Source organism: Micromonospora acroterricola (assembly GCF_003172955.1).
GTDB lineage: Bacteria > Actinomycetota > Actinomycetes > Mycobacteriales > Micromonosporaceae > Micromonospora > Micromonospora acroterricola.
Window position 1 is genome coordinate 1 of the sequence record NZ_QGKR01000283.1, and the last position, 15,812, is coordinate 15,812.

The following is a 15,812-nucleotide window of genomic DNA, read 5'->3' on the forward strand; positions in this document are numbered from 1 at the left end:
GTGTATAAGAGACAGCCTAGACCCCCCGCCCCCGCCTCGTGATCAAGAGGTTTCCGTCAAGAATTGCGTCGTCGATGACGCAAACTTCTTGATCAACACCGGATGGGGGTGGCGCGCTCGGGCGGTGACGGGATGGTGAGTCAGCGGGTGGTGTGGCCGAACTCGCCGTGCTTCACCGCGCCGACGAAGGCCGTCCATCCGTCGGCCGGGTAGACGAGGGCCGCCGCCGCGCGGTCCTTTGTGTCCCGCACAGCCACCCGGCCCGAACCGTCCAGGATGGGTCCCGCCTCGACACAGCTACCGCCGTTGCTATCGCTCTTGCTGCTGATGTGCCAGGCCACGTTGGGCATGCTTCCGCTCATGACAACTCCTCCGCGATGCTCGTGATCAACTTGGTTGACTCGCTCTCGCTGAGCGCAGAATCCAGCAGGCGACCGTAGGTACGAACGAACCGCTCAACCTTTGGCGACTCCAGGTAGAGCCGCCCTCCCAGAGACTCCACGTAGGCAACCGCAGGATACGGTTCTGGCAGGCGGAATATCCAGAACGTGCCGTCAAGCCCCTGATGCAGGGCGACGTCGGACGGCATGACTCTGATCGCCACGTTGCGCAGCCGCTGCGCCTGCACGAGGTGGTGCAGTTGCCGGCGCAGCACCTCGGGCCCGCCAACCTGCCGACGCACTGCCGCTTCGTCGATCACCGTGGAGATTGTGAGCGGCCGGCTTCGTTTCAGCACTTCTTGGCGGGTCATTCGAAGCTCGACCCACCGGCTGATCGTCGCCTCGGTCGCCCTCGGTTCTGCGGCGTTACGAATCACGGCCTCGGCGTACTCCCGGGTCTGAAGCAGCCCCGGGATCAGCGTGAGATGGAAGCAGCAGACCTGCTCTGCGCGACCTTCCAACCAGGGATATTCGATGAACGATGCGTCGACAACGTCGCCGTAGTTCTCATCCCACCGGTCGGTGCGCCAGACCTCCTCGGCAAGCGCCAGCAGACGGGCGCGCTCGGCCGCGTGGTGGAACCCGTATAGGTCCAGCAACGCGATGACGTCACCCTTACGGATCGGCCAGTCCGCGCGCTCGTAGCGGCCAAGCGCGGACATGTCACGTTGCAGGTGCTCGGCAACCAGTTTCAGTGTCATCCCCCGCTCCTCCCGCAGGGTCCGCAACTGCTGACCGAGCCATTGCGCCCGCAGGGTCCTGATGAACGGCTTGTGCGGCATGATCCACCTCTCGAATCGGTTGGCGAGGCCCGCGCAGGAACCATTGCTCCAGTTCCTGGCCACTGGAAACGTGGCCTTCGGGTGAGGTGATCGCCGGCCCCCGGGGACGCCCGGTGCAAACACGGCAACCGCGGCTGTGCCAACAGCCGAGAAGGTGACGAGAGACGGCCTCGCGAGTGGCAGGCGCATACCGGCTCTCGTCGGGTCTCAACTAGAGCGTCGGGATGCGTCAATCCCGGCTCCGAACCGACTTGACGAATACGTACCACGGAAAAGGGCGTCCCCGCGACCCTGACCCGCCCTCAACGGCACGGGCCGCCCGAATCCGCCGACGACGAGAGAGGTGACCGATGACCCGAGGGACGCTCTACGACGGCACCCGACTGGCCCGGCTGCACCCGAGCCAGGTCCGCGACCGTCAGTTCACCGCCGTCGGCTTCGGCCGGCGGGGTCTCGACCCCCGGGAGGTACGGAGGTTCCTGCACCGTGTCGCGTTGGACCTGACCACGCTGCACCATGATCTGGCCCGGCTGAGCGAGGAGAACGCCCGGGTCAAGCGGGCGCTGCGGGACTGGCAGAGCGCTCAGGCTCGCCGGGGTGACGGGTGAGCCGGGGGTGGGAGCACCAGTACAGCGGGGTTTTCGCACCGCTGCCGCGCATCGCGGTGCGGGCGTTCACCGAACCGGCGGAGCCGCCGCCCCGGCACGTGATCCACCTGCCGGTGGCGGTCGCCGACCTGGCCGGGGCGCTGGACCTGGCCCGTACGCTCGCCCGGTCGCTGGCCGCGACGCCGCAGGTCGACGTCGCCGGCGCCACCGTCTCTGCGGAGGACGCGCAGCACGTACGGCATTGGGTGTTCTGCGACCGGATCATGCCGGAACGCCGCCGGTGCGCGCGCCGGGCCGGCCACCGCGGACCCTGCCTGCCCGCCAGCGACCCCTAGTCAGAATCCCGCGAGCTATCCGGTGACCTCGGCGCGGAGCCGCTCGGCCACCTCGTCGGGGGATGGCATCGCGGCGACCTCGGCGCTGATCCGGCGCGCCTCGGCGGTGAACGTCGGCTCGTCGAGCAGCCGGCGCAGTGCCGCCGCGATCGCCGCCGGCTCGGCCTGGCCGGGTGCCAGTGCGAGGCCCGCCCCGGACGCCGCGACCCGGTCGGCCTGGATGAACTGGTCGGCGCCCTGCGGCACGACCACCATCGGGATGCCGCGGGCCAGCGTGCCGAGGGTGGTGCCGGCGCCGCCGTGCGAGATGACCGCGGTGACGTTCTCCAGCAGCTGCGCGAGCGGCACGAAGGGGCTGAACTCCACCCGGTCCGAGTCGAGCTGGTAGTCCTGCGGCTTGCCGTCCAGGCCGAGCGTGGCCAGCACGTCGACGTCGAGGTCGGTGAGGGCGCCCAGCAGCGGGCCGACCACGGCCGGGTCGGCGAAGACCGTACCGAAGCTCACCAGCACGCGGGGGCGGCCGTCGGCCGGCGGGGTGGCGCCGCCGCTGGTGGTGGGGGCGTCGAGCGCCTGGTGCGGTTCCGGTCGCAGCGCGATCCGCTCCACGCTCGGGGGTACGGCGACGTCCGGGAACTGGAGTCCGGGCGGGCAGGTGTCCAGCAGCCACCGGCCCGACGGGGTGCGCTCCGGCGCCGACAACCCCCGCTCCTCGTAGCGGGAGCGGACCACGGCGGTCAGCGCGTCGGTGAACTCGGCCGGCACCGCCGGCCCGAAGGCGAGGGTCGCCAGGGGTACGCCGAGGCTGACCGCGACCAGCGGGCCCACGAAGTCGACCATCTCGTTGACGATCAGGTCCGGCTGCCAGCGCTTCGCCTGCGCCAGCGCCTCGTCGGCGCTCAGGTCGACCCGGACACCGGCGAAGAACTCGGCGACCGCCTCCGGGGTGGGCTCGGTCGCGGGGTTGATCCCCAGCTTGCGTCCCACCTCGGCGAAGAGCACGTCCGGCATGGGTCCGGCCGGCAGCAGCTCGAATCCCTCGGGCGCGACGAGCGGGCTCATGCCCGCGGCGCTGACGACCGCCACGTCGTGCCCCTGGCGTCGGAACGCGCGGGCCAGGGGAAGCAGCGGGAGGAAGTGCCCGAAGGCGGGCGTCATTGAGAAGAGGAATCGCATAGTCATCAGAATACCCTTCTGATGAAGTGCGCCGTATAGTGCCCTGATGGCCGCTCAACCCCGCGCCAGCCGGCGCCAGGAGAGCGCCGAGCAGACCCGCAGGTTGATCTTGGAAGCCGCCCAGGATCTCTTCATCACCCAGGGGTACGCCGCCACGACGGTCAACGACATCGCCGCCCGCGCCCGGGTGGCCGTCGCGACCGTGTACACCAGCGTCGGCGGCAAGCCGACCCTGCTGCGGGCGCTGATCGAGGCGGGTGTGAACGACCCGGAGACGGCCCGGACGGTCGCGGCGACCGCGGTCGCCGCCGACCCCGGCGAGGTCCTGCGTCTGGTCGGCGCCGGGACGCGGCACGGCCACCAGAGCCGGCCCGACACGATCCGGCTGATGCGGGCCGCGGCCGGCATGACAGCGAGCGCTGCGGCGGCGGCGCGGGACGGTGCGGCGGCCTACCGGCAGGCGCTACGGGTGGGCGCGGTACGACTGAACGACCTTCGCGCCCTCCGACCGGGCCTCACTGTCGAGCAGGCCACCCAGGTGCTCTGGTTCTATTTCGGGCTGCACTCCTGGCCGCAACTCGTCGACGAGGGCGGCTGGTCGTACGACGAGGCGGAACGGTGGCTGGTCGACCGGGCCGGCGAGGCGCTGCTCCGGGCGTGAGAGGCGCCCTCAGCCGCCGTCCACGATGACCAGCTCGCCGACCTGCTCGCCGATCGCGGTACGCGCCTCCGCCGGCAACCCGACGTCGGTGATCAGCACGTCGGCGGCCTCCAACGGGGCGATGGTGGCGATGCCGATGGTCTCCCACTTGGTGTGGTCGGCGAGCACCACCAGCCGGCGGGCGGCCCCGATGAGGCACCGGTTGACCCCGGCCTCCAGCAGGTTGGGCGTGGTGAAGCCGGTGCGGGGGCTGAGCCCGTGCACGCCCAGGAAGAGCAGGTCGACGTTGAGGGCGCTGATCGCCGTCTCGGCCACCGGCCCGGTGAGCGCGTCCGACGGGGTCCGGATGCCGCCGGTCAGCACCACCGTCTGGTCGGCACGGGGATTCTGGTAGAGCGCGTCGGCCACCGGGATCGAGTTGGTCACCACGGTCAGCCCACGTACGTCGGAGAGCAGGGTGGCCAGCGCGGCGGTGGTGGTGCCGGCGGAGAGCGCGATGGCCATCCCCGGCTCCACCATGGTCGCCGCCCGCTCGGCGATGGCCCGCTTCTCCGCCTGCTGGCGGATCGACTTCGCGGCGAACCCGGGCTCCTCGGCGGAACCCGGCCCGGCCAGTGTCGCGCCGCCGTGCACCTTGTCCACCAGGCCGCGTTCGGCCAGCACCTCCAGGTCGCGCCGGATCGTCATGTCGGAGACGCCGAACCGGCTGACCAGGTGGCTCACCCGTACGCCGCCACGCTGGCGGATCAGATCGAGGATGGCGGTCTGCCGCTGCTGGGCGAGCATCTGGGGAACCTCCTTCGCGCGATGACTGTCGCCGGGTCAGGCCGGATCGTCGGCCCGGTCCTCCCGGACCACGGCCACGTCGCCGGCCGGCACTGTCAGCTCACCGGCACACCGCGCTCCGGTCAACAGCTCCGTGCCGGCGACCGCGAGCCGCACCTCGGTGTCGGTGTGGTTGATCGCGAACAGCCAGCTCCGCTCGCCGTCGCGGCGCCGCACCACCTCCACCCCGGCCGGCGCCGACGCCGCCGGGCGGACACCGGCCTCGTCGACCAGCCGGGCGACCAGGCGGTCGGTGGCCGGCTCGTCCAGCCGGGTGCCGACGTACCAGGCGGCGCCCGCGCCGACCGCATGCCGGGTCAGCGCCGGCACGCCCGGCAACGGCCCGTCGGTGTACGAGGCGAGCACCTCGGCGCCCTCCGGGTGCAGCCACTCGGTCCACACGTCGGCCGTGCCGCCGTCGTCCAGCCGGACCTGCTCGCCCTCGCGCAGCGGGAAGAACTCCTCGGTCCGTACGCCGAGCAGCTCCCGGAACGCGCCCGGGTAGCCGCCCAGACGGATGTGGTCGTTCTCGTCCACGATGCCGCTGAAGTAGGTGATCGCCGCGGTGCCACCGGCCTCGATGAACCGGCGCAGCGCCTCGGCGTCGGCGTCACGGACCAGGTAGAGGGTGGGCGCCAGGACCAGCCGGTAGCCGGTGAGGTCGGCCGACGGGTGAACGATGTCGGCGGTCACGCCGGACCGCCACAGCGCGCCGTAGAGAGCGGTGAGCCGGTCGGCGTAGCGGACGTCGACGCTCGGGTGCGAGTCGAGCTCGACGCCCCACCACGCCTCCCAGTCGAACAGGATGGCCACGTCGGCGTCCACCCGGCTGCCGCGTACCTCGGCGAGTGCCGCGAGGTCCGCGCCGAGCTGGCAGACCTCGCGGAACACCTTGGTCTCCGGGCCGGCGTGCGGCACCAGCGCGGAGTGGAACTTCTCGGCGCCGGCCCGGGAGGCCCGCCACTGGAAGAACAGCACACCGTCGGCGCCGCGGGCCACGTGCGCCAGGCTGTTGCGGCGCAGCTGACCCGGCAGCTTGGCGACGTTGCGCGGCTGCCAGTTGACGGCGCTGGTGGAGTGCTCCATCAGCAGCCACGGGTCGCCACCGGCGACGCCGCGGGTGTGGTCGGCCGAGAGCGCCAGCCCGAGGTGCGCCTGCGGGTCGGCGGCGGTCAGGTAGTGGTCGTTGGAGACCAGGTCCACGTCGTCGGCCCAGGAGTGGTAGTCCATGTGCTTGATCCCGGTGCCGATCATGAAGTTGGTGGTCACCGGCTGGCGGACCAACGTCTTCAAGAGCTCGCGTTCGGCACGCAGTTGGGCACGCTGCTCGTCGGAGGAGAAGCGCAGGAAGTCCAGCTGCTGGGTGGGGTTGGCGAAGGTCGGCGCGGTGCGCGGCGGGTTGATCTCGGCCCAGTCGCCGTAACGCTGGCTCCAGAACGCGGTGCCCCAGGCGGCGTTGAGCCGGTCCAGGTCGCCGTAGCGTTCGCGCAGCCAGCCACGGAACGCCTCGGCGCTCACGTCGCAGTAGCAGTGCACGTTGTGGCAGCCCAGCTCGTTGGAGACGTGCCACATCACCACGGCCGGGTGCTCGGCGTACCGGCCGGCGACCGCCCGGACCAGCTCGAGCGACCGCTCGCGGAACATCGGGGAGCTGGGGCAGTACGCCTGCCGCCCACCGGGCCAGAGGATCGCGCCGTCGGCCCGGCGGGGCAGCGTCTCCGGGTACGCGCGGGCCAACCACGGTGGCGGGCTGGCGGTGGCGGTGGCGAGGTCGACCTGGATACCGCCGTCGTGCAGCAGGTCCAGCACGCGGTCCAGCCAGCCGAACTCGAACCGGCCCGGAGTGGGCTCCAGCAGGGCCCAGGAGAAGATGCCGACGGAGACCAGGTTGACCCCGGCCCGGCGCATCAGCTCGACGTCCTCCGACCAGGTCTGCTCGGGCCACTGCTCGGGGTTGTAGTCGCCGCCGAAATAGATGCCGTCACCCTGCCATCGCCGCATGAGAGCTGAGGGTGCACCTGGCAAGCCACGGAAGTCAACAGGTTCCAACATCGATTTCTTTTCCAACGTTTACCACGTAACAGCCGTGTCACGACTGGGTTCCGGGAGGCGAACTGCCCTCTTGACAGCGCCCGGCGGACGGGTAGCTTGAGGCCCCAATGGCCGTTCGTGTTTGCCAATGTGGATTCTCGTGGGATCCCGATGTGTATTCACGGCGCCGAACCTGCCTTCACCACCCTGACGGCCCTTGGGCGTAGCACCTCTTCATCCGCAGGAGGCACAGATGTCCCGTCCCCGATCCCAAGCCGAGTACCTCGCTCGGCTCGTACCGCCCTCCGTAGCCGGCATCAACCGGCGCTCGCTGCTGGCCGGCGCGGCCGGCACCGGCGCGCTGCTCGGCACCGGCCTGCTCGCCGGCTGCGGCGACGACTCCGGCGGGTCCGACTCGAAGGACGTGTCCCTCGGCTCTAACCAGTCCGACCCGAAACCGAAGGACGTCGTCGCCAAGGTCACGGACGGTTTCAAGACCTCGTCCGGCATCCAGGTCGCGGTGAACACGGTCGACCACAACACGTTCCAGGAGAACATCAACAACTACCTGCAGGGCAAGCCGGACGACGTGTTCACCTGGTTCGCCGGCTACCGGATGCGCTTCTTCGCCCAGAAGGGCCTGGCCAGCGACATCAGCGACGTGTGGGGCAAGCTCTCGGGCTACTCCGACGCCTTCAAGAAGGCGTCCACCGCGGACGACGGCAAGCAGTACTTCGTCCCGGCGTCGTACTACCCGTGGGCGGTCTTCTACCGCAAGTCGGTCTGGCAGCAGCACGGCTACCAGACGCCGAAGACCCTCGACGAGTTCACCGCCCTCGCCGGCCAGATGAAGAGGGACGGCCTGACCCCGATCGCCTTCGCCGACAAGGACGGCTGGCCGGCGATGGGCACCTTCGACATCCTCAACCTGCGGATCAACGGCTACCAGTTCCACATCGACCTGATGGCCGGCAAGGAGGCCTGGACCTCCGACAAGGTCAAGAAGGTCTTCGACACCTGGGCCGGCCTGCTCCCCCTGCACCAGCCGGACAGCCTCGGCCGCACCTGGCAGGAAGCCGCGCAGTCGTTGCAGCAAAAGAAGAGCGGCATGTACCTGCTCGGTCTGTTCGTCGGCCAGCAGTTCAGCAACGAGGAGCAGAACGACCTCGACTTCTTCACGTTCCCCGAGATCGACCCGGCGATCGGCGCCAAGGCCCTGGACGCCCCGATCGACGGCTACATGATGGCCCGCAAGCCCAAGAACGAGGCCAACGCCCGGAAGCTGCTGGAGTACCTCGGCGGCAAGGCCGCCGCGGACATCACGGTCAAGAACGACCCGGCCACCCTGGTGGCCAACACCGGCGCGGACGTCAGCGGCTACACCGCACTCCAGAAGAAGGCGGCCGAGCTGGTCGGCTCGGCGACCGAGATCGCCCAGTTCCTCGACCGGGACACCCGGCCGGACTTCGCCTCCACGGTGATCATCCCGGCGCTCCAGCAGTTCATCAAGGACCCCAAGGACATCGGCGGGCTGACCTCGAGCATCGAGAGCCAGAAGAAGTCGATCTTCACCGACTGACGGCGGAAGGGGGAGGACATCGTGTCCGACCTGCCCCTGATCCAAGCGGATCGCGCCGTGCCGCCGCCGGCCGCGACCACCTCCACGGGTGGTCGTCGCCGGCGGCTACGGCTCCTGTCCCGCACCGACCGCGTGGTCATCACGCTGATGGTGCTCGTCCCTCTGCTGCTCGTCACCGGGTTCGTCTGGCTGCCGGCGGCGGCCACGGTGCTGCTCTCCGGCACCAACTGGGACGGCATCGGCCCCCTGAACGAAATCGAGTTCGTCGGCGCCCGCAACTACAGCGACGTGGTGAACAACTACCCGCCGTTCATGCCCGCGGTCCAGCACAACCTGCTCTGGCTGGCGGCGCTGTTCGTCGTCGCCACCCCCTTCGGCATGTTCCTGGCCGTCCTGCTCGACAAGGAGTTGCGGGGCAGCCGCTTCTACCAGACCGCGCTCTACCTGCCGGTGGTGCTCTCGCTGGCGCTGATCGGCTTCGTCTGGCAGCTGCTCTACTCCCGCGACCAGGGTCTGATCAACGCGGTCTTCGGCAGCAACATCGACTGGTACGGCGACTCGAACGTCAACATCTGGGCGGTCATGGTCGCCTCCGGATGGCGGCACGTCGGCTACATCATGCTGCTCTACCTGGCCGGCCTGAAGGGGGTCGACCCGTCGCTGCGGGAGGCCGCCGCGGTCGACGGCGCCTCGGAGAGCCGCACGTTCTTCCGGGTGGTGTTCCCGGTGATGCGGCCGATCAACATCATCGTGCTGGTGGTGACGGTGATCGAGTCGCTGCGCGCGTTCGACCTGGTCTGGGTGGTCAACAAGGGCCGTAACGGGTTGGAGCTGATCTCCGCCCTGGTCACCCAGAACGTGGTGGGCGAGGCGAGCCGGATCGGGTTCGGCTCGGCGCTGGCCACCATCATGCTGGTCGTCTCGCTGGTCTTCATCACCATCTACCTGGCGACCGTGATGAGGGAGAACCGGCAATGAGCACCGCGACCGCGACCCGGCGTACCGAGGGTGGGGTCGAGGCCCCGCCCCGCCGCAAGCTGACCCCGCTGCGGCTGCTGCTGCACGGCTTCCTCATCGCCGTCGCGCTGACCTGGCTCTTCCCGATCGCCTGGGCGGTGCTGACGTCGCTGCGCTCCTACGAGTACACCGCCGCCAACGGCTACGTCTCGTTCGGCGGCTGGACCATCGACAACTACGTCACCGCCTGGCAGACCGCGGAGTTCGGCAAGCACTTCCTCAACTCGGTGTACATCACCGTGCCGGCGGTGCTGCTGACGCTCTTCCTCTCCTCCTGCGTGGCGTTCGTCATCGCGCGGTTCAGCTGGAAGCTCAACCTCGTCCTGCTCGGGGTGTTCACCGCGGCCAACCTGCTGCCCCAGCAGGCGCTGCTCATCCCGCTGTTCCGGCTGTTCACCGAGGTGCCGCTGCCGGAGTTCATGAGCGACTCCGAGCTGCTCTACGACAGCTACTGGGGGCTGATCCTGATCAACGTGGCCTTCCAGTGCGGGTTCTGCGTCTTCGTGCTCAGCAACTACATGAAGGCGCTGCCCCGCGACCTGTACGAGGCGGCGATGGTCGACGGGGCGAGCATCTGGCGGCAGTACTGGCAGGTCACCATGCCGCTGTGCCGGCCGGCCCTGGCCGCGCTGGCGACCCTGGAGGTGACCTGGATCTACAACGAGTTCTTCTGGGCCACCGTCCTGATGCGCACCGGCGACAAGTTCCCGGTGACCAGCTCACTGAACAACCTGCGCGGCGAGTTCTTCACCGACAACAACCTGGTCTCGGCGGGCAGCGTGCTCGTCGCGATCCCCACCCTGGTGATTTTCTTCATGCTCCAGCGGCACTTCGTCCGGGGCCTGACCTTGGGAGCCTCCAAAGGATGACGATCCTGCACCTGCGCCGCGCGCGGACCAGCCTGGTGCTCGACGCGCGCGGCCCGGGGCTGCCCCGGGTCGCGCACTGGGGCGGCGACATCGGCGGCCTCGACGACGACGGCCTGCGGCAGCTCCTCGACGCGACCGTACCGCCGGTGGTGCCGAGCAGCTTCGACGAGCCCACCGTGCTCTCCCTGCTGCCGGAGCCGAGCGCCGGCTGGAGCGGCCGACCGGGTCTGGCCGGGCACCGTGACGGCACCGGCTGGTCGACCGCGTTCCGCCTGGACGGTCTCGACGTCGAGCAGTCCGCCGACGAGGGCCCGGCACGGGTGACCGTACGGGCCAGCGACCCGGCCGCCCAGCTCTCCCTGACCATCGAGATCGAGGTGGACCCGACCGGGTTGCTGGTCCTGCGCCACCGGCTGCGCAACGACGGCGACGGCGCGTACGAGCTGCGGGAGCTGACGCCCGTGCTGCCGGTGCCGGCGGTCGCCACCGAACTGCTCGACCTGACCGGCCGGTGGTGCCGGGAACGGTCCCCGCAGCGACACCAGTGGCAGCAGGGCAGCTGGGTCCGCGAGGGCCGACACGGGCGCACCGGGCACGACGCCACCCTGCTGCTGGTGGCCGGCACCGCCGGGTTCAGCTTCGGCAAGGGTGAGGTCTGGGCGGTGCACACCGCGTGGAGCGGCGACCACGTCACGTTCGCCGAGCGCCGGCCGACCGGCGAGTCGACCCTGGGCGGCGGCGAGTTGCTGGCCCCCGGCGAGATCCGGCTCGGTCCGGGCGAGTCGTACGCCACTCCCCTGCTCTACGCGGCCTGGTCCGACGCCGGGCTGGACGGGCTCAGCGACGTACTGCACACGCACCTGCGGGCCCGGCCCGGGCACCCGCGCTCCCCCCGTCCCGTGACGCTGAACGTCTGGGAGGCGGTCTACTTCGACCACGACCTGGACCGGCTGCGGGCGCTCGCCGACCGGGCCGCGCAGATCGGCGTCGAGCGGTTCGTGCTGGACGACGGCTGGTTCCGTGGCCGGCGCGACGACACCGCGGGGCTCGGTGACTGGTTCGTCGACGACGGTGTCTGGCCCGACGGGCTGCAACCGCTGATCGACCACGTGACCGGCCGGGGCCTGGAGTTCGGCCTCTGGGTCGAGCCGGAGATGGTCAACCCCGACTCCGACCTGTTCCGGGCGCACGCGGACTGGCTGCTGGCCGTGCCGGGCCGGCTGCCGCGACTCTGGCGCAATCAGCAGGTGCTCGACCTGGGCCGCCCGGAGGCGTACGACTACCTGCTGGAACGGCTCGACGAACTGCTCACTGCGCATCCCGGCATCAGCTACCTCAAGTGGGACCACAACCGGGACCTCACCGAGGCCGGGCACCACGGCCGCCCCGGGGTGCACGGGCAGACCGTCGCGGTCTACCGGCTCCTCGACGAGCTGCGTCGCCGCCATCCCGGTGTGGAGATCGAGAGCTGTTCGTCCGGCGGGGCCCGGGTGGACCTGGGCATCCTGGCGCGCACCGACCGCGTCTGGGCCAGCGACTGCAACGACGCCCTGGAACGGCTCAGCATCCAGCGCTGGACGGGGCTGCTGCTGCCACCGGAGCTGGTCGGCACGCACGTCGGCCCGGAACGCTCGCACACCACCAACCGGGTGCACGACCTCGGCTTCCGGGCGGCCACCGCGCTCCTCGGCCACCACGGCATCGAGTGGGACATCGCGTCGATCAGCGCGGCCGAGCAGACCGAGCTGGCCGCCTGGGTGGCGCTGCACAAGCGGCTCCGCCCGCTGCTGCACGCGGGCCGGGTGGTCCGGGTCGACCACCCGGATCCGGCCGTCTGGGCCGACGGCGTGGTCGACCACGACGGCACCCAGGCGGTGTACGTGGTGGCGCGGCTGGCGACCTCGGTGGCGCAGTCCCCGGGCGTGGTCCGGCTGCCCGGACTCGACCCGGACCGGCGTTACCGGGTGCGGCCGGTGTCGGACGTGCCGGCCCCGGCGACCATCGACCGGTCCGCGCCGGCCTGGCTGGCTGACGGCGTCACGCTCAGCGGGGCGGCACTGGCCCGGGTCGGGGTGCAGCTGCCCGCGTTGCACCCCGAGCAGAGCCTGGTGCTGGAGGTCACCGCCGCCGGCTGAGAGATTCCCGGAGATTTCTCGGCCGGGGTGTCGAGAACCGCGTCGCCTGCTTCTACCTCAGGGTGAGAGCACCGAAGACGGTGTGCAGGCGTGAGGAGCGAAATATGAAGTACATGCTGCTGATGCAGTTCAGCGCCGCCGGGACCGACTTCCCGGGCATCGACACCTGGAGCCCGGAGGAGATCCGCGCCCACATCGGCTTCATGCAGGAGGTGAACGCCAAGCTCACCAGCGAGGGCGAGTGGGTCGACGGCCAGGGGCTGGGCGGCCCGGCGCAGGCCCGGATCGTCCGCGCCGGGGCCGACGGCGCCCCGGTGGTCACCGAGGGGCCGTTCGCCGAGACCAAGGAGTTCCTCGCCGGCTACTGGGTGGTCGACTGCGACACCCCGGAGCGGGCGGTCCAGATCGCCGCGCACATCTCCACCGCGCCCGGTCCCGGCGGACGGCCCCTCAACATGCCGATCGAGGTGCACCCGGTGATGTCCGCCCCAGCCCCGGAGCTGTGAGAGCTGCCCACCACCGATCCCCGCACCGAGGACCTGCTGCGCGAGCTGGCGCCGCAGGTCCTCGGCGTGCTCGCCCGCCGGTTCGGTGACTTCGCCACCGCCGAGGACGCCGTGCAGGAGGCACTGCTGGCCGCCGCCACCCAGTGGCCGGTGGAGGGGCTGCCCGCGAACCCGCGCGGCTGGCTGATCCAGGTCGGCTACCGCCGGATGATCGAGCTGGTCCGCGGCGAGCAGGCCCGGCGCCGCCGGGAGGACCTGGTCGCCCGCGAGGCCCCGGACGACCGCCAGCACGCACCCGCTGCGGACGAGGAACTGACCACCGAGCGGGACGACACCCTGGTCCTGCTCCTCCTCTGCTGCCACCCGGCTCTCACGTCCGCGTCGGCCGTCGCGCTGACCCTGCGGGCGGTCGGCGGGCTGAGCACCGCCGAGATCGCCCGCGCGTTCCTGGTGCCCGAGGCGACCATGGCGCAACGCATCAGCCGGGCCAAGCAGCGCATCCGCTCCTCGGGGCTGCCGTTCCGGATGCCCGAGCCGGCGGAGCGGGCCGACCGACTGACGGCCGTACGCCAGGTGCTCTACCTGATCTTCACCGAGGGGCACACCAGCACCGCCGGCCCCGACCTGCGTCGGGTCGACCTGGCGACGGAGGCCATCCGGCTGGCCCGCGCGCTGCACGCGCTGCTGCCCGGCGACAGCGAGTCGGCCGGTTTGCTGGCGCTGATGCTGCTCACCGAGGCGCGCAGCCCGGCCCGGACCAGCCCCTCCGGCGAGCTGATCTCGCTGGCCGACCAGGACCGCACCCGTTGGGACGCGGCGGCGATAGCCGAGGGCGTCGCCCTGGTCACCTGGGCGCTTCCGCGCGGGCCGGTCGGCCCGTACCAGGTGCAGGCCGCCATCGCCGCACTGCACGACGAGGCGCCGAGCACGGAGGCGACCGACTGGCCGCAGATCCTGGCGCTCTACGAGGTGCTGGAACAACTCGCCGGCAGCCCCGTGGTCGCGCTCAACCGGGCGGTGGCGACCGCCATGGTGCACGGACCGACCGCCGGCCTGGCCGCCCTCGACGCACTGGCCGACGACCCCCGGTTGGCCGGGCACCACCGGCTCCCCGCCGCCCGCGCGCACCTGCACGAGATGGCCGGCGACCGGGAGCTAGCCATCGCCGACTACCGGGCCGCCGCCGGGCGGACGAGCAGCCTGCCCGAGCACCGCTACCTCACCATGCGGGCAGCCCGACTCGCCGCCGAACCCGATTCGTCCACCGCCGACGTCAGACCGGCCAGCGCGGACGCGACACCCGCCACCGCCGACGTCAGACCGGCCAGCGCGGACACGACACCCGCCACCGCCGACGTCAGACCGGCCAGCGCGGACACGACACCCGCCACCGCGGACGTCAGACCTGCCGGCACCCGCCGGGCCCCCGGGCCATCCGGTGCTGCTGGGCCAGGCGACCTGGCCGCTGCTGGACCGGCCATCGCCGGTCCGACCTCTACCTCGGCACCGGCGGCGGGTCGGGCCGAGCCGGGCACGAGCTGACGTCGCACCACCTCCGGACCGAGGTTGGTCCGACGCGCCCAAGGCGAGGACCCCCTCGACCTCCAGGTGCACCGGAGGATGGGCGGCTGGACGTGGGGGCCGGACCCACTCCGGACCGCCTTTGGAGCTGATGTCGTGAACGATTCACCGACGGATGCCCGTCGGTCCCGTAGGGCCGGAGGTCCCGCAGGGCCGAAGATCCCGCAGGGCCGAAGATCCCGCAGGGCCGAAGATCCCGCAGGGCCGAAGATCCCGCAAGGCCGAAGATCCCGCAAGGCCGAAGATCCCGCAAGGCCGAAGATCCCGCAAGGCCGAAGATCCCGCAAGGCCGAAGATCCCGCAAGGCCGAAGATCCCGCAAGGCCGGAGATCCCGCAAGGCCGGAGATCCCGCAAGGCCGGGCCGGTGGATGGGTCCGAATCGTTTGTGACATCAGCTCCAAAGGAGCCGGATGACATGCAGCGGGTCGGCGCCAGCGCCGCACCCGAACCGCACCGCACCCGCCGCTGGCGTCCGCCGGACGTCACGCGGCCGCGGGATTCCCGTCAACGGCGGCGCTAGCCTGACTACCGGCGACGGCCCACCGAGCATTCAGGACTGAGGATTGCATGGCGTACGTGCTGCTGGGGATCGCCATCGCCGCCGAGGTGTTGGCGACCAGCCTGCTCAAGAGCACCGCCGGCTTCAGCCGGCTCGGGCCGACCGTGGCCTGCCTCGGTGGTTACGTGCTGGCGTTCATCCTGCTGGCCCAGGCGGTCAAGGAGATCCCGGTGGGCGTCGCGTACGCCCTCTGGTCCGGCCTGGGCACCGCCGCCATCGTGGCGATCGGGGCGGTGTTCCTGAACGAGCCGGTGGGGCTGGCCAAGCTCGCCGGCATCGCGCTGATCATCGCCGGGGTGGTCATCGTGAACCTGGCCGGGGAGCACTGAGCGCGACGGGTCACGGTGGCCGGGCCCGGTGCGGGCCCGGCCACCCTGCGCGTCGGTCAGCTCGCGGTGCAGGTCACCTCCGGCCTGGCGTTGCTGCCGGTCCAGCCGCCGATGAAGCCGAAGCTGGCGCTGGCGCCGGCGGCCAGCCGGCCGTTGTACTCCACGTTGCGCGCGGTCACCGTGGCTCCGCTGCTGGTCAGCGTCGCGTTCCAGGCCTGGCTGACGCTCTGGCCGTTGGCGAAGGTCCACCGGGCGCTCCAGCCGGTGATCGCCCTCGCGCCCGCGGTCACCTTCACCTCACCCTGGAAGCCGCCCTGCCACTGGTTGGTGATGGTGTAGGTAGCGGTGCAACCGCCAGCCGGGGGCGGCGTCGTCGGGGGC

16 protein-coding genes are annotated in these 15,812 nt (G+C 71.1%); 10 read left to right on the forward strand and 6 right to left on the reverse strand.

What is annotated here, in order from left to right; translation table 11 throughout:
- Nucleotides 1–140 precede the first annotated feature (140 nt).
- Entirely contained in the window at nt 141–362 is a 222-nt protein-coding gene (locus DKT68_RS24810) for a DUF397 domain-containing protein (protein WP_109819796.1), read from the reverse strand.
- Nucleotides 359–1,222: a helix-turn-helix domain-containing protein gene (locus tag DKT68_RS24815; protein ID WP_109819797.1), complete on the reverse strand. Its 864-nt coding sequence runs from the start codon at nt 1,220–1,222 to the stop codon at nt 359–361. The genes DKT68_RS24810 and DKT68_RS24815 overlap by 4 nt, the downstream gene beginning before the upstream one ends.
- 350 nt (nt 1,223–1,572) lie before the next feature.
- Here DKT68_RS24815 and DKT68_RS24820 point away from each other — a divergent pair, with 350 nt between their 5' ends.
- On the forward strand, nt 1,573–1,830 hold the full coding sequence (locus DKT68_RS24820) for a DivIVA domain-containing protein (RefSeq protein WP_109819798.1): 258 nt from the start codon (nt 1,573–1,575) through the stop codon (nt 1,828–1,830).
- 98 nt (nt 1,831–1,928) lie between these two features.
- Nucleotides 1,929–2,165, forward strand: coding sequence for a hypothetical protein (locus DKT68_RS24825; protein WP_109819809.1), 237 nt, complete (start codon nt 1,929–1,931; stop codon nt 2,163–2,165).
- 15 nt (nt 2,166–2,180) lie between these two features.
- Here the strand turns inward: DKT68_RS24825 and DKT68_RS24830 are convergent, their stop codons facing one another.
- A complete protein-coding gene (locus DKT68_RS24830) occupies nt 2,181–3,344 on the reverse strand; it encodes a glycosyltransferase (protein ID WP_201749175.1) in 1,164 nt (387 codons plus the stop codon).
- Nucleotides 3,345–3,384: 40 nt separating this feature from the next.
- On the opposite strand from DKT68_RS24830, the gene DKT68_RS24835 reads away from it, so the two are divergent.
- Complete coding sequence (locus DKT68_RS24835; protein WP_109819800.1) at nt 3,385–3,999, forward strand: TetR/AcrR family transcriptional regulator; 615 nt, start codon at nt 3,385–3,387, stop codon at nt 3,997–3,999.
- Between the two features lie 9 nt (nt 4,000–4,008).
- Here DKT68_RS24835 and DKT68_RS24840 read toward each other — a convergent pair whose 3' ends face one another.
- Nucleotides 4,009–4,785: a DeoR/GlpR family DNA-binding transcription regulator gene (locus tag DKT68_RS24840; protein WP_109819801.1), complete on the reverse strand. Its 777-nt coding sequence runs from the start codon at nt 4,783–4,785 to the stop codon at nt 4,009–4,011.
- 36 nt (nt 4,786–4,821) lie between these two features.
- Nucleotides 4,822–6,825, reverse strand: coding sequence for a beta-galactosidase (locus tag DKT68_RS24845; protein WP_109819802.1), 2,004 nt, complete (start codon nt 6,823–6,825; stop codon nt 4,822–4,824).
- A 283-nt stretch (nt 6,826–7,108) separates the two neighbouring features.
- On the opposite strand from DKT68_RS24845, the gene DKT68_RS24850 reads away from it, so the two are divergent.
- The 7 genes from DKT68_RS24850 (at nt 7,109) to DKT68_RS24880 (ending at nt 15,431) form a co-directional block, all read left to right on the forward strand.
- Complete coding sequence (locus DKT68_RS24850; protein ID WP_109819803.1) at nt 7,109–8,434, forward strand: ABC transporter substrate-binding protein; 1,326 nt, start codon at nt 7,109–7,111, stop codon at nt 8,432–8,434.
- Between the two features lie 21 nt (nt 8,435–8,455).
- Nucleotides 8,456–9,412 carry a carbohydrate ABC transporter permease gene (locus DKT68_RS24855; RefSeq protein ID WP_109819804.1) on the forward strand — a complete coding sequence of 319 codons (957 nt, stop codon included), beginning with the start codon at nt 8,456–8,458 and terminating at the stop codon, nt 9,410–9,412.
- A complete protein-coding gene (locus tag DKT68_RS24860; protein ID WP_109819805.1) occupies nt 9,409–10,320 on the forward strand; it encodes a carbohydrate ABC transporter permease in 912 nt (303 codons plus the stop codon). The genes DKT68_RS24855 and DKT68_RS24860 overlap by 4 nt, the downstream gene beginning before the upstream one ends.
- Complete coding sequence (locus tag DKT68_RS24865) at nt 10,317–12,455, forward strand: alpha-galactosidase (protein WP_109819806.1); 2,139 nt, start codon at nt 10,317–10,319, stop codon at nt 12,453–12,455. Before DKT68_RS24860 ends, DKT68_RS24865 begins: the two co-directional genes overlap by 4 nt.
- Nucleotides 12,456–12,559: 104 nt before the next feature.
- On the forward strand, nt 12,560–12,961 hold the full coding sequence (locus tag DKT68_RS24870) for a YciI family protein (RefSeq protein ID WP_109819807.1): 402 nt from the start codon (nt 12,560–12,562) through the stop codon (nt 12,959–12,961).
- A gap of 36 nt (nt 12,962–12,997) precedes the next feature.
- Nucleotides 12,998–14,503, forward strand: a complete 1,506-nt coding sequence (locus tag DKT68_RS24875) for a DUF6596 domain-containing protein (protein ID WP_456238188.1) — start codon at nt 12,998–13,000, stop codon at nt 14,501–14,503.
- Between the two features lie 607 nt (nt 14,504–15,110).
- A complete protein-coding gene (locus tag DKT68_RS24880) occupies nt 15,111–15,431 on the forward strand; it encodes a DMT family transporter (protein WP_109819808.1) in 321 nt (106 codons plus the stop codon).
- 56 nt (nt 15,432–15,487) lie between these two features.
- Here the strand turns inward: DKT68_RS24880 and DKT68_RS24885 are convergent.
- A partial coding sequence (locus DKT68_RS24885; protein WP_201749176.1) for a cellulose binding domain-containing protein occupies nt 15,488–15,812 on the reverse strand: 325 nt, incomplete at its 5' end.